The organism is Lampropedia cohaerens (genome assembly GCF_001005215.1).
GTDB classification, from domain to species: Bacteria; Pseudomonadota; Gammaproteobacteria; order Burkholderiales; family Burkholderiaceae_C; genus Lampropedia; species Lampropedia cohaerens.
On record NZ_LBNQ01000005.1, the window covers coordinates 45,081 to 58,895 of the forward strand.

At 64.1% G+C, this 13,815-nt stretch carries 11 protein-coding genes and 1 pseudogene; 9 read left to right on the forward strand and 3 right to left on the reverse strand.

The annotated features are described in order from the left end of the window. Nucleotides 1-112 precede the first annotated feature (112 nt). Nucleotides 113-745, forward strand: coding sequence for a class I SAM-dependent methyltransferase (locus tag AAV94_RS00270; RefSeq protein ID WP_046740324.1), 633 nt, complete (start codon nt 113-115; stop codon nt 743-745). A gap of 80 nt (nt 746-825) precedes the next feature. On the opposite strand, the gene AAV94_RS00275 is transcribed toward AAV94_RS00270, so the two are convergent. Next, a complete protein-coding gene (locus AAV94_RS00275) occupies nt 826-2,775 on the reverse strand; it encodes an MFS transporter (RefSeq protein WP_046740325.1) in 1,950 nt (649 codons plus the stop codon). 173 nt (nt 2,776-2,948) lie between these two features. Here AAV94_RS00275 and AAV94_RS00280 point away from each other — a divergent pair, with 173 nt between their 5' ends. Continuing rightward, nucleotides 2,949-3,683, forward strand: coding sequence for a helix-turn-helix domain-containing protein (locus AAV94_RS00280; protein WP_046740326.1), 735 nt, complete (start codon nt 2,949-2,951; stop codon nt 3,681-3,683). An 18-nt stretch (nt 3,684-3,701) separates the two neighbouring features. Here the strand turns inward: AAV94_RS00280 and AAV94_RS00285 are convergent, their stop codons facing one another. Next, a complete protein-coding gene (locus tag AAV94_RS00285) occupies nt 3,702-6,206 on the reverse strand; it encodes a heavy metal translocating P-type ATPase (RefSeq protein WP_156167849.1) in 2,505 nt (834 codons plus the stop codon). Between the two features lie 169 nt (nt 6,207-6,375). Between AAV94_RS00285 and AAV94_RS00290 the strand changes: the two genes are divergently transcribed. The 5 genes from AAV94_RS00290 (at nt 6,376) to AAV94_RS00310 (ending at nt 9,430) form a co-directional block, all read left to right on the forward strand. Then, complete coding sequence (locus AAV94_RS00290; RefSeq protein ID WP_046740327.1) at nt 6,376-6,738, forward strand: roadblock/LC7 domain-containing protein; 363 nt, start codon at nt 6,376-6,378, stop codon at nt 6,736-6,738. Nucleotides 6,739-6,749: 11 nt separating this feature from the next. Continuing rightward, entirely contained in the window at nt 6,750-7,256 is a 507-nt protein-coding gene (locus AAV94_RS00295; RefSeq protein ID WP_046740328.1) for a PAS domain-containing protein, read from the forward strand. Then, a complete protein-coding gene (locus AAV94_RS00300; protein WP_046740329.1) occupies nt 7,253-8,002 on the forward strand; it encodes a PhnD/SsuA/transferrin family substrate-binding protein in 750 nt (249 codons plus the stop codon). Before AAV94_RS00295 ends, AAV94_RS00300 begins: the two co-directional genes overlap by 4 nt. A 97-nt stretch (nt 8,003-8,099) precedes the next feature. Beyond that, complete coding sequence (locus AAV94_RS00305; protein ID WP_052754838.1) at nt 8,100-8,756, forward strand: hypothetical protein; 657 nt, start codon at nt 8,100-8,102, stop codon at nt 8,754-8,756. Continuing rightward, nucleotides 8,753-9,430 carry a hypothetical protein gene (locus AAV94_RS00310; protein WP_231731157.1) on the forward strand — a complete coding sequence of 226 codons (678 nt, stop codon included), beginning with the start codon at nt 8,753-8,755 and terminating at the stop codon, nt 9,428-9,430. The genes AAV94_RS00305 and AAV94_RS00310 overlap by 4 nt, the downstream gene beginning before the upstream one ends. A gap of 130 nt (nt 9,431-9,560) precedes the next feature. Here AAV94_RS00310 and AAV94_RS00315 read toward each other — a convergent pair whose 3' ends face one another. Then, the gene (locus AAV94_RS00315) at nt 9,561-10,163 is read right to left on the reverse strand and encodes a nitroreductase family protein (RefSeq protein ID WP_084824648.1); all 603 of its coding nucleotides are present in this window, start codon (nt 10,161-10,163) and stop codon (nt 9,561-9,563) included. A gap of 217 nt (nt 10,164-10,380) precedes the next feature. Between AAV94_RS00315 and ppc the strand changes: the two genes are divergently transcribed. Together ppc and AAV94_RS00325 are read left to right on the forward strand one after the other, a co-directional pair. After that, complete coding sequence (gene ppc / locus AAV94_RS00320; protein WP_046740330.1) at nt 10,381-13,215, forward strand: phosphoenolpyruvate carboxylase; 2,835 nt, start codon at nt 10,381-10,383, stop codon at nt 13,213-13,215. 176 nt (nt 13,216-13,391) lie between these two features. Then, nucleotides 13,392-13,815: pseudogene (locus AAV94_RS00325) on the forward strand (IS5-like element ISPa35 family transposase); the annotation flags it as partial.

Consider the following 13,815-nt stretch of genomic DNA (forward strand, 5'->3'; position numbering starts at 1 on the left):
GCAGACGGTTGCGGGCGCGCGATTGCATAATGGCAGATTGGGGCGACGCGCCGAAGCCTGCGTATTTCGGGCGCCGCACGCATCCATTCCTCGTAGCACCGCGCACCCAACCATGAGAACAGCCGACAGGCAAGAACAGTTCAAGGCGGCATTCCAGGCCAGAAAAGCCAAGGCTCGCGAGTACAAGTATTTCTTTGATGCATGGCGCAAGAATCCCAAGGCAGTGGGGGCGCTGCTGCCCTCCAGCCCCGCACTGGCACGCGCCATCACGCGCCATCTGCAACCGGGTGATGGGCCGGTGCTCGAACTGGGCGTGGGCACGGGCGTGTTCACGCGAGCCATGCTGGCGAGGGGCGTGCGCCAGGAGGACCTGATTCTGGTTGAGCGCGATCCGGCGATGGCGGCGGCGCTGGCACGAGCCTTCCCGCTGGCGCACATCGTCACTGACGACGCCTCCCGCTTGGGGCGCCCAGGTCACGCTGACAGCGGGCCGATTCCACCCCTTTCAGCCGCTGTTTGCGGGCTGCCCCTGCTCAATATGTGCGCCGCAGCGCAGCTGCGCATTGTGCGCAGCGTGTTTGCGGCGCTGCTGCCTGGCAGGGCGCTGTATCTGTTTACCTACGGCTGGCGCTGCCCGGTGCGCGGCAGTGTGCTTGAGCGACTGGGTGTCGAGGCCGAGCGACTTGAGACGGTGATGGCCAATGTGCCGCCAGCCCATGTCTGGCGCCTGCGGCTCGCTCAGTGAATACGGATGCGTCAGCGCTTTGCAGCACTCCGTGAACAGTGCCGAGCCCTTTCCCTGACGTGCGGTTCATAACGAGCTTCTCAAGGCGCGTCCAGCAAGTGCTGTACCTGCGCCTGCAGCTGCTCGGGAGAGGATGACGGGCCGTTCACTGGTGCGCCGATGCGCAGCTCAACGCGATTGAACACGCCTCTGCGCAATGGTCGGACCATGGCCACGTTTTCGCCATTGCGTACCTCGATGCGCGAGAAATAGGAGCCCCACAGACCCCGCAGTGCCATCGGAATGATCGGCACAGCAATGCCCTGGGCGTGGGCGTCGCGCACGATTTTCTGCACGCCTTTGCGGAATCGCTGCAGCCGGCCATCGCGCGTGATGGCACCTTCCGGGAAGATGCCCAGCAGCTGGCCATCGCGCAACACCTGTGCGGCACGGGCGAAAGCCGCATCGAAGGCTTCGGGGTCCTCTTTTTGCGGGGCAATCGGTATCGCCTTGGCGAGCCGGAAGATCGGCCCCAGCAGTCGGTTGCGGAAGATACGGCTGTCCATGAGAAAGTAGATGGGCCGAGGGCTTGCTGCCATCAGCAAGATGGCATCCACGAAACTCACGTGGTTGCATGCCAGCACGGCGGCGCCCTGGGTGGGGATGTGCTCGCGGCCGACAACTCTGAAGCGGTACACCAGGTGCGTGAGTACCCAGGCGAGAAACCGCAGTAGGTATTCCGGCACGCGCAGAAAGATGTAGCCGGCCACCACGGCGTTGGCCAGCGCGAGTGCCAGGAAAATCTGCGGGATGCTTACGCCCGCGTTCAGCAACAGGCCGGTGAGGATTGCGCTGACGATCATGAAGACCGCATTGAGAATGTTGTTGGCGGCGATGATGCGGGCGCGGTGCGAAGGCTGCGCGCGCAGCTGGATCAGTGCGTACAGCGGCACGCTGTAGAGGCCGGTGAACAGGCACAGCAGAAACAGGTCGGCCAGCACCCGCCAGTTGTGGCCGAGGACAAGAAACTGCCAGGCCGAGTGCAGCTCGGGCGGCTGCGGCAGTGCACGGGTGGCAAGGTACAGATCGAGCAGGAACACGCTCATAAAGAATGCGCCCAATGGCACGAGGCCGATTTCCACCTGCTTGCGCGACAAGACCTCGCACAGCAGGGAACCTGCGCCAATGCCGACGGCAAACACCACCAGCAGCAGCGATGCCACCTGGGTGTTGCCATGCAGCACGTCCTTGGCGATGACGGGGAACTGGCTCATCAGCACTGAGCCTACGAACCACATCCAGCTGATGCCCAGCAATGCGCGAAACACGGCCATGTCCTGGTGAGCCAACCGAAGATTCCGCCAGGTAACCACGAATGGATTCCAGCGCATGGCCAGTTGCGGGTCCGTAGCCGCGGCAGCCGGAATGCCTCTACTGGTCGCGTAGCCAATGCCTGCCACAAGCAGGCAGCCAGCGGCCACCAACATGCGGCCGTGCTCACCCACATCAACCAGCACGCCACCAGCCAGGCTGCCCAGAACGATGGCCACGAATGTGCCCGTCTCCACCATGCCATTGCCGCCTGTCAGCTCCGCTGGATGCAGCCGCTGCGGAAGATAGGCGTACTTTACGGGGCCAAACAGGGTCGATTGCAGGCCCATCAGGAAAATGCATACTAGCAAGACCGCTGTTGCGTGAAACCAGAACGCCAACGCCGCAATGGCCATGATGACGACTTCCAGCATCTTCAGGCGACGAATGATTGCATGGTGTTCATACTTGTCCGCCAGCTGGCCGGCCGTGGCGGAAAACAGCAGATACGGAAGGATGAACAGGGCTCCAATCACAAGACCGGCAAGCTCTGGTGGAAGCCAGCTGACTTGCAGCTGGTAGGTCACCAGCACCGTGAATGCGAACTTGAACAGGTTGTCGTTGAATGCGCCCGCAAACTGCGTCCAGAAGAAGGCCGCAAAGCGCCGCTGGCGCAGCAGATGAAACTGGCCAACAGGTTCGCAGGTGCTGGAGCAGGTAGCGGATGGTTCGTTTGACATAGGCGCGAAATCGGGCGGGATGGTGGCAAAAGCAGGCGCAGTATGCGCGCAACCTCGCCGTAGTGGGAATTACAGCCGCGCAGTGCCGGTTGCGCGCAGACACGGTATTAAGATGTGATACTGCGCATGCGCAAATGCGGCTGGCGCAATCAACGCCTTTGTAGGAGCACACGATGGGATCAACGCAGGATTTGGTGACGGTGCTCAAGCGTGAGCTCAAGAGCCGGCGCATGACGTATGCCAGTCTCGCGCAGGCGCTGGGCATGGCCGAGTCCAGCGTCAAGCGCATGCTGGCCAAGGGTGACATGGCGCTCTCGCGCATTGATGCGATATGCGCCGTGCTGGGGATGGATTTTGCCGAGCTGGCGCAGCGCGTTGCCGAGCTGCAACCCATGCTCACCGAGTTGACGCTGGAGCAGGAACGCGCCGTTGTTGCCGATCGCAAGCTGCTACTCGTGGCCGTCAATGCGATGAGCCTGTGGACTGTCGAGCAGATGGTGGCAACTTACCGCCTCAGCGAAGCTGAATGCGTCAAATACCTGGTGCAGCTCGATCGTCTGGGTATCCTGGAGCTGCGGCCGCTCAACCGCTATCGCCTCAAGCTCGCCAAGACGTTCAAGTGGCGCGCCAACGGGCCGGTGATGCAGTTCTTTCGCGAGCATGTCGCACTGGATTACTTTGCCGGGGCATTCGCCCACGAGGATGAAGGCTTGTTTCTCGTGCATGGCAACATCAGCCGCGCCGCAGCGCCTGGCCTGTGCGAACGCATGCGCAAGCTGGGCCATGATTTTTCCCAGCAGCATCTCAGTGACCAAAAGGTCCCGGAGGCAGAGCGCGAGGGCTACACTATGATTCTGGCGCTCAGGCGCTGGGAATACTCAGCCTTCATCGCACTGCGGCGCCATTGAGTCCTGTCTGCCATTTCTTCATGCGCGCTGCTGCGGCCACGGCTGGAATCGCCGCAGTCGCAGCGCATTGGTCAGCACGAATACGCTCGACAGTGCCATCGCCGCCGCCGCGAAAATGGGAGAGAGCAGGATCCCGAAGTGCGGATAGAGCACGCCTGCTGCAATCGGTATCAGTGCCGTGTTGTACGCAAAGGCCCAGAACAGATTCTGATGAATGTTGGCGATGGTGGCGCGCGAGAGCGCTATCGCGGCGGGCACGCCCTGCAGGCTGCCCGACATCAATACTACGTCGGCAGACTCGATGGCCACGTCGGTGCCGGTACCGATGGCAATGCCCACGTCCGCCTCTGCCAGGGCTGGCGCATCGTTGATGCCATCGCCCACGAAAGCGATGCGGCCATGTTGGCGGCGCAGTGCGCGAACGGCCTCGACCTTGCCATCGGGCAGTACCTCGGCCATGACTTCATCGATGCCGAGCTGGCGCGCGATGGCTTGCGCAGTGTGGCGATTGTCGCCGCTGACCATGGCGACCTTGAGGCCCAGTCCATGCAGCGCGGCAATGGCCGCAGGCGTGTCTGGCTTGATCGGATCGGCCACGGCAATGATGGCTGCAAGCTTGCCGTCGATGGCCGCATACAGCGGCGACTTGCCTTCATCGCCGAGCCGCGTGGCGACTGACGCAAATGGCGTGACATCCAGCCCCAGCTGCTGCATGAAGCGGTCCGACCCGATGGCGACGCGCCTACCGCCCGCATCGGCGGCGGTTTGCGCCTGCACGCCATGGCCGGTGACGGACTCGAACGTGGTCAGTGCCGGCAGCGCCAGCTGCTGCTCCTGGGCCGCGCGCACGATGGCGCGGCCGATCGGGTGCTCCGAGCGCGCCTCGACCGCGGCGATCTGCGCCAGCACCTCGGTGCGGGAAAAGCCCTCTGCGACTTCCAGATCCGTCAGCGCGGGCGCGCCCTGTGTCAGCGTTCCGGTCTTGTCCAGCGCGACGATGCGCACTTCGCGCAGCAGTTGCAGCGCCTCGCCCTTGCGAAACAGCACACCCAGCTCGGCGCCGCGCCCTGTGCCGCCCATGATGGAAGTTGGCGTTGCCAGGCCCATCGCGCATGGGCAGGCGATGATGAGCACGGCCACGGCATTGACCAGGGCGAACGTCAAGGCGGGCTGTGGCCCGAAGGCCAGCCAGAGCACAAAGGTCAGCAGGGCGGCGGCCATCACCGCCGGAACAAACCAGAGCGTGACCTTGTCGACCAAGGCCTGAATCGGCAGCTTGTCACCCTGTGCCTGCTCGACCATGCGGATGATCTGCGCCAGCAGTGTGGCCTCGCCGACGGCGGTGGCGCGCATAGCGAAGCTGCCGGTCTGGTTGATGGTGCCGCCGACCACGGTATCGCCAACCTGCTTGGACACCGGCACCGGCTCGCCAGTGATCATTGCCTCGTCAACGTAGCTCTGCCCCTCGACAAGCTGGCCATCGACCGGGACACGCTCGCCCGGGCGCACCTCCAGTACATCGCCCGGCTGCACCTCGGCAATGGGCAGTTCGATACGTTGGCCGTCGCGGCGCACCAGTGCGGTCCTGGGTTGCAGCTGCACCAGCCGCTGGATGGCCTGGGAGGTGCGCCCCTTGGCGCGCGCCTCCAGGTAGCGGCCCAGCAGGATCAGCGTGACGATGACCGCTGCCGCCTCGTAGTAGACGGCCACGGTGCCTTCGGGCAGAAGACCTGGTGCGAACGTCGCCACCAGCGAGTAGCCGTAGGCCGCAGCCGTACCCACTGCCACCAGTGCATTCATATCCGGTGCCAGCCGCAGCAATGCGGGGATGCCGTGCCGGTAAAACCGCAACCCGGGCCAGAACAGCACGAGCGTAGTCAGCACGCACTGCAGCAGCCAGCTTTGCTGCGTGCCAATCGTGTGCGCCACCCAATGGTGCATGGCCGGGATGGCGTGGCTGCCCATTTCCAGAATGAACACCGGCGCTGCCAGCAGCGCGGAGATGGCCAGATCGCGCCCGAGCGCAGCCTGCTCCTGCTTCTTGCGCGCGCCTTGCTGGACAGAGGCTGCAGCGGCGCTCCCCGTCTGATCGGTGGCCACAGTCTGCGCGGTATAGCCTGCTGCCTCTACCGCGGCGATCAGTGCGGCAACGTCGGCATGGCCTTGAACCTGGGCTCGCTCGGTAGCGAGGTTGACGCTGGCGGACTGTACGCCGGGCACGGCCCGCAGGGCTTTTTCCACCCGCCCCACGCAGGACGCGCAAGACATGCCTGCAATTGCCAGTGTGATCCGGCTGCCCTCAGGCATGCTGGCGACGTCGTAACCGGCGTGCCGCACTGCGGCTGCCAGCGCCTCGGGCCGCGCGCTGGATTCGTGGTCCCAGATGACGATGGCCGTCTCGGTGGCCGGATTGACGCTGGCCTGGGCCACTCCCGCCACCGCGCGCAGTGCGCGCTCGACGCGTGCGGCGCACGACGCGCAGGTCATGCCGGTAATGGAGAGCTGGGTGGTAACGTCCGACATGGTTAGTAAGGATAGATTCGCGGCTGCCTGTACCTGTAGTGGCAGGATAGCGGATATACAGCGGCGCACAAATTGCTTTAGCTTTTCAGAAACTTCTATACACTCTTGGAACTGTAACAAAATAGTGACATCTGGCCCGTTACTGCGAGCCACTAACCACTTTCCTGCCATGCGTATTGACTTACTTGAGAGCACATTGAAGGAGCTCAATGGCTCGACCGCCGACATTGAGGCCTCGGCACTGATTTCCGTGGATGGCCTGCTCATCACTTCAGCGATGCCGCAAGGCATGGATGAGGATCGCGTTGGTGCAATGTCGGCGGCCATTCTTTCCATGGGCGAGCGCGCCTCGCGCGAGCTGGCCCGGGGAGTGCTGGAGCGGGTGCTGATCCAGGGTGCCAATGGCTGCATCATCATGACATCGGCGGGGCCGGAAGCGGTGCTGACCGTAACGGCCCGCGCTAACGCGAAGCTGGGTCTGCTGTTTCTGGATATCAAGCGTGCTGCCCAGACGCTGGCGCAGGCACTGTGAGGAGACTGGCCATGGCTTTGCCTGAAATGGTGCTGGCACGCAGTGACTGCAATTTCCGTGAATGGACGTACTACGATGGTTACCGTCGCACCATCGCCTGGATCGACGAGGAAGTTGCCTATCCGGAGGGGCAGCTGATCGTCTCGCGCACCGACCTCAACGGGATCATCACGCACGCCAACGATGCCTTCGTGCTGATGAGCGGGTACACCCGCGAGGAACTGATCGGCGCGCAACACTACATCCTGCGCCATCCCGACATGCCCAAGTGCGCATTTGCCAGTCTGTGGGACGATGCGCTGGCGCGCAAGAAGTGGCATGGCTACGTCAAGAACCTGCGCAAGGACGGTCGCTACTACTGGGTCTACGCCACGGTCGTGCCCAATGTGCGCGGCGGGCAGGTGGTGGGCTACACCTCGGTGCGGCGCAAGCCATCACGCAAGCGCATCGAGGAGGTGAGTGCGCTTTACCGCGACTGGCTGGCGCAGGAGACTGCAGCAAAGGGAGGCCAGGCATGACGCTGAACCTTCTGGTGGCACCGGATTTTCCGCCGCAGAGCTTCGCCGGGTGGCACCTGTTCAATACGGTGCTGCAGCGCCGCTCGGGCATGCGCCTGCACCTGCTGATGCCGCAGGATGCGGCCGAACAGGCGGCCATGCTGGCAGACGGCAATGTGGATGTGCTCTATGCCAATCCATTCGACGCGGCCAGCCTCATTCGTGAGGAGGGCTACCTCCCGTTTGCGCGCCCGGTCAACCGCCCCAACGAAATCGTGATCGCAGCGGCGGCCAACGCAGCGCTGGCAGGTGTGGAGGATCTGCGTCCAGGTTGCCGTATCGCCTTGACCGCCAACCATGACGTCAAGTTGCTCGGGCTGCGGCTGCTCGAGCCTGCCGACCTGACCGATGCCGATGTGCAGTGGGTGCCTGCCGAAACCTATCAGGCCGCCGCCAGGCAGGTGATCCAGGGGGAAGTGGATGCCGGCTTCTTTCTGGCGTCTGCCTATCACAGCCTGTCGAATCTGACCAAGAGTCGCCTGCGTCCCTTGATCGAGAGTTCGCTGCGTGATATCTCCCATCTGCTGATTGCCCATCCGCGCGTAGCAGCCGATCTGCCGCGCATCCAGCAGGCCATGCTCGCAATCGGCAGCCAACCGGGCGATGATGCGGTGCTTGAGGGTATGGGCCTGAGCGACGGGCTGCAGGCGCTGAGCCAGGAGGAGGCGGAATTCATGCTCGATGTGATCGACACCTTGATGGATTGAGCAGAACTATGCCTTGTGCGCAGGACTTTTGCCGTGCCGATGGCGCCTTGTGCGTCGCAGGCGGCGCCGTTGCGTATTGGTGCGACGGAGGGCGGCGATGACCGGTGAGCCGTTACGCGATGCCGTGCAGATGGAGCAGCGCCAGCGCTTTCGCGCGATGGGCAAGCAGGTGCGCCAGGCCCCGCAGGATCCCGATCTTCATGTGCGTCGCCTGCAGGCAGCACTGGCCTGGCAGGACGACGAACCGCTGCAGGGCGCCATTGCCGATCTGTTTCATGCCATGCCGGGCCATGTAGGCCACAGCGTCTACGGCTTGGCTTGTGAGCTGGCGGCTGCGCGGCTGCCACGCCATGTTGCGCAAGGCTTCATGGCTCAGCTGCAGCAGCACCGGGCATTGCCAGCGGTCCATTGGCTGGCCACGCGCTGGAGCGTGCTGGTGCAGCCATCGGCTTCCGTCTCGGCGCTGCGCCGCCGCGTAAGCGTGGACGAATCGCGCCGCCTGGCGGCCGCCATTGTTCAGGCCCGCACGGAACTGGCTGGCAGTGATGCGCAGAAGTTGGCTGAACTTGAGCAGGAGTTCTTCGCGCATTGCCAGGCGTGTGACGATCGCCTGGCCTTCATGCTGGCGCGACGGCAACTGCTGGCGCGTGGTTCCTTGCCCGACGCCTGGCAGGCTGCCGAAGTGCAATTGGCTCAGGATGGCGCAGCCGCAGTGGCCCCCATTGCAGAAAATTCCCCGCAGGCTGAATCATGAGTGCTGTTTTCCCCCATTCTACCGATGCGCGTGCAGGCGCCAGCGCTGCACGCAAAGACTCCAGCGCGCTTTACGGCACCTGGCTGACCCTGACGCCGCAAGGCGTGCTGCATGCCTTTGGCACGCCTGAGCCGGATGCGCAGCAGCAGGCACTGCAGGCCCTGCTGAGCCAGCCGCGCGCCATCAGCAAGGCCGAGTGGGGCGGCACCCAGCTGGCCAACGCGGACCTGCCGCAATGCCTGAAGAACCAGTGGGTACAGTCGCTGGCCCATGCCGTGAATGGCCCGGACACGCGCCTGTCGGACTTCATCCGCCATGTGATTGCGCCGATCTCGGGAACGCGGCGTGCCGTGCTGGCTTCAGATTCGGGCTTTTGTCTGGACCGGATCGGCATCGCGCAGGAGGAGGCGGATGCTGTCAGTGCGGCAGCGGCCGATTTTTCAGAATACGCGCGGCGCCAGTCCCGGCGCGGCTGGCACGCGGCCAATCGCTATGTGGCGTTTTATGACGATCCGATGCTGCTGATGCCGGCGTGGACGTTCGTGCCGTTCTGGGTTGCCGGAGCCGGCTATTGGCTCATCATTGCCGGCGAGCCGCTGCTGAACAACCTGGCGCTGGTGGAGCTGGTCTGGGGTATTTGCCTGGCCGGCAATCGTTTCCGGTCGGAATTCTGAGAACCCATTTGCGCTTTTTCCATGCGTTGCGCAGTCCGGTAAGAACGAAAAGGCGCTGCAACCTGCGTGGTTGGCAGCGCCTTGGGATGCCGTTTGCCAGCGGCCGCGCAGAGGCGGCGGGGCGGGTCAATCAGCCGGCAAAGGTCTTGAAGCGGATGCTGTCGTCGATGAAGCTCTTGTCGCCAAACGGCGCCTCGTTGGAGCCAAAGGGCATTTGGGCCGAGAGCTGCCAGTTGGCGGGCACGTTCCAGGTCTTTTGCACCATTTCATCGACCAGCGGCGAGTAATGCTGCAGGCTGGCGCCGATTCCGGCCGCTGCCAGCGCTGTCCAGACCGCAAACTGGGCCATGCCGGCGGAATGTTCGGCAAACTTGGGGAACGCATCGGCGTACAGCGGGAAATCGGCCTGTAGCTTCTTGATCGTGTCCTGGTCTTCGAAGAACAGGACGGTACCCACGCCAGCAGCGAAGCTGTCCATCTTCTTGCTGGTGGAGTCGAACTTGTCGGCCGGGGTTACGCCGCGCAGGATTTCACGCGTGGCATCCCAGAACTTGACGCTTTCGGCGCCAAACAGGATGACGGCGCGCGAGCTTTGCGAGTTGAACGACGATGGCGCAAGGCGCACGGCCTGCTTGATGATCTGCTCGATCTCCGATTGCGGCAGCGACACATTCTTGCCCAAAGCATATTGGGTGCGGCGTTTGGCGAACAGTTCGAGAGCTTGGTTCATGATGGACTCCTGATTGAGGCGGCCGCCGCGCAAGGCCGGGCGGCACGCCATGAAGAAAAGGGCGGGCGCTGGCATCAGCGCCACGGTTGACGGACAAAGCATACTGCAGCGCAGCAAAATCGGCATCGAAACGCACTGTTGCGCACGCCGCACTAATTCTGCGGTGGTATCGGCACCGCATAATCGGAGCCTGTTCGTTGACTTTTTACATTCCACTGCCATGACTGCTGTCGAGACCGTTGCCGCCCCTCACGAACTTGCCAAGGAACAGCCGTTGCTGGAGGATATCCGTCTGCTGGGGCGCATCCTTGGCGATGTGATCCGGGAGCAGGATGGCGAGGCCGCCTTTGCCCTGATCGAGCGGATCCGGCAGCTGGCCGTGGCCGACCGGCGTGACAGCAACTCCTGTAGCGCGGCCGCGCTGCAGGAGTTGCTGCATGGCCTTACGGGTGAGGAAACGGTGACGGTGGTGCGCGCCTTTACTTACTTCAGCCACTTGGCCAATCTGGCCGAGGACCGGCACTTCCTGCGTCGCCGCCACGTGCATGAACGCCGTGGCGAGCATTCGCGCGGCAGCCTGGCCGCAGCCCTGCAGCGGCTGGAGAAGGCGGGCGTCACCGCCGGGCAGATTGCCGACGCGCTGCGCCATGCTTACGTCTCGCCGGTGCTGACGGCGCATCCGACCGAGGTGCAGCGCAAGAGCATTCTCGATGCCGAGAAGGCAATTGCCGAGCTGCTGGCTGCACGCAGCCATCTGCAGCGCCTGGGCGCGCTGGAGCAGGCTGCAGGCGAGACCGATGCACGGTTGGCCAGCCAGCTGGCCGCCAACGAAGCCGCCATTCGCGCACGCGTGACACAGCTGTGGCAAACCCGCCTGATCCGCCATGCGCGCCTGACGGTGCAGGACGAGATCGAGAACGCGCTGAGCTATTACGAGGCCACCTTCCTGCAGGAAGTCCCGCAGCTCTATGCCACGCTGGAGCAGCACCTTGAAGGCAGGGCGCTGCCCGCGTTCTTCCGCATGGGCCAGTGGATCGGCGGTGACCGCGACGGCAATCCGAACGTCACGGCGCAGACGCTGCGGCACGCGCTGGCGCGCCAGGCAGCGGTTGCGCTGCGCCACTATCTGCAGGAAGTGCACCTGCTGGGCTCGGAACTGTCCATGTCGGAAAAGCGCGTGCAGGTCAGCGCGCCGCTGCGCGCGCTGGCCGATGCGTCGCAGGATCGCAGCAGCCATCGCGCCGATGAGCCGTATCGCCGCGCGCTCAGCGGCATCTATGCACGTCTGGCTGCCACCTTGCAGGCGCTGGCGCCCGGCGAGGTCGCGCCGCTGACCGTGCGCGCGCACGGCCAGGCCTACCCGGATGCCGGCGCGTTCGAGGCCGATCTGCGCACCATCGCGCAATCGCTGCGCGAGCACCATGGTCAGGCACTGTTGCCCGCGCGCCTGCTGCCGTTGATCCGCAAGGTGGAGGTGTTCGGCTTTCACCTGACGACGCTGGATCTGCGCCAAAGCTCCGACCAGCACGAGGCCGTACTGGCCGAACTGCTGCGCGTGGCCCGCCTTTGCGACGATTACAGCGCGCTGGATGAGGCAGCGCGTCAGCAGTTGCTGCTGCAGCGCCTCAATGACGTGCGGCCACTGCGTGTGCCGGGCCACGCCTATTCGGAACTGGCCACCAGCGAGTTGGCCATCTTCGATGCCGCGCGCGAGGCACTGGAGCGGTATGGCCGCGCAGCCATTCGCCACTACATCATCAGTCACACGGAGACCGTCAGCGATCTGCTTGAAGTGCTGGTGCTGATGCAGCAGGCCCAGCTGGTGCAGGGGACGCTGGAGGAGGGCGCAACGGCGCGCATCATCGTCGTGCCGCTGTTCGAGACCATTGCCGATCTGCGCAACGCGCCCGGCATCATGCAGGACTACTACGCGCTGCCGGGCATTGCCCGCATGGTGCTCAACTCCGGCGCCGAGCAGGACATCATGCTGGGTTATTCCGACAGCAACAAGGATGGCGGCATCTTCACCAGCAACTGGGAGCTGTATGTGGCCGAGACCGCGCTGGTGGAGACCTTCAACGCCATCGGCCAGCGCCATGGCGGGCAGGTGCGGCTGCGCATGTTCCATGGCCGCGGCGGGGCCGTGGGGCGCGGCGGCGGGCCCAGCTACGATGCCATCCTGGCGCAGCCGCACGGCACCGTGCGCGGCCAGATTCGCCTGACCGAGCAGGGCGAGGTCATCGCCTCCAAGTACGCGAACCCGGAAATCGGCCGCCGCAACCTGGAGACGCTGGTCGCCGCCACGCTGGAGGCGACGCTGCTGCCGCAGACCGAGCCGGTGCCCCAGGCCTTTCTGCAGGCGGCGCAGGCGCTGTCGGATGCCAGCATGCAGGCCTACCGGCAGCTCGTGTACGAAACGCCTGACTTCGCCAGCTACTTTTTCAACGCCACGCCGGTGCGCGAGATTGCCGAGCTCAACATCGGCTCACGCCCGGCCTCGCGCAAGCCCGGTCAGCGGCTGGAGGATTTGCGTGCCATCCCCTGGGGCTTTGGCTGGGGCCAGAGCCGCCTGACGCTGCCCGGCTGGTACGGCTTTGGCAGCGCCGTCGAGGCGTTTCTGTGCGCCGATGGCGAAGCGGGCCGCGCGGCGCGGCTGGCGCAGCTGCAGGAGATGGCCGCGCGCTGGCCGTTCTTCCAGACGCTGCTGTCCAACATGGACATGGTGCTGGCCAAGAGCGATCTGGCACTGGCGCAGCGCTACAGCCAGCTGGTGCCCGACCGGCAGCTGGCGCAGCATGTGTTCGCCGAAATTTCCGCCGAATGGCAACGCACCGTCGATGCGCTGAACGCCATTACCGGCGAAGCCGAGCGCCTCAAGAACAACCCGGGGCTGGCACGCTCCATCCGCCACCGCTTCCCCTACATCGACCCGCTGCACCACATCCAGGTCGAACTGCTGGCCCGCTGGCGCGCCGGCGAGACCGACGAGCGCGTGCAGACCGCTATCCACATCAGCATCAATGGGATTGCGGCGGCGTTGAGGAACACTGGCTGAGGCTTATGGTTGATCAAACGGGTTTTAATTAGAAACAGAAAATCCTGCAGAAATTCGTTGTGCAGAAAGTGCACGGCTAACGGCGTCAACATAGGTGGGCAACTTGTTGCGGGATCAACGACGGAGTGCTGGGGCGTTGTTGCACAAACGTCCCGAGTCTGTAGGCTAGCGCACCCATGACCAAGCCCGCTGCCGCCCAATACCGCAGCACCAACTGGAAAGATTACAACGCAGCCCTCAAGGCCAGAGGCTCGCTCTCGGTCTGGCTGGATCGTGACATGCAATGGCACGGCCAGCCCACCGGTCGTCGTGGTCGATCACCGACGTTCAGCGATGCCGCCATCCAGTTCTGCCTGACCATCAAGGGGCTGTTCGGCCTGCCGTTGCGCCAAGTCATCGGTTTCGTGCAGAGCCTGATGCATCTGGCGGGCCTGGATTGGCCCGTGCCTGACTACAGCACGGTCTGCCGCCGCCAGAAAACGCTGACCGTGAACATACCCTATCGCCCCAGTCGTGGTGGCTTGCATCTGCTGGTCGACAGCACCGGCGTGAAGATGCTGGGCGAAGGCGAATGGAAAACGAAGAAACATGGCTCGGAAT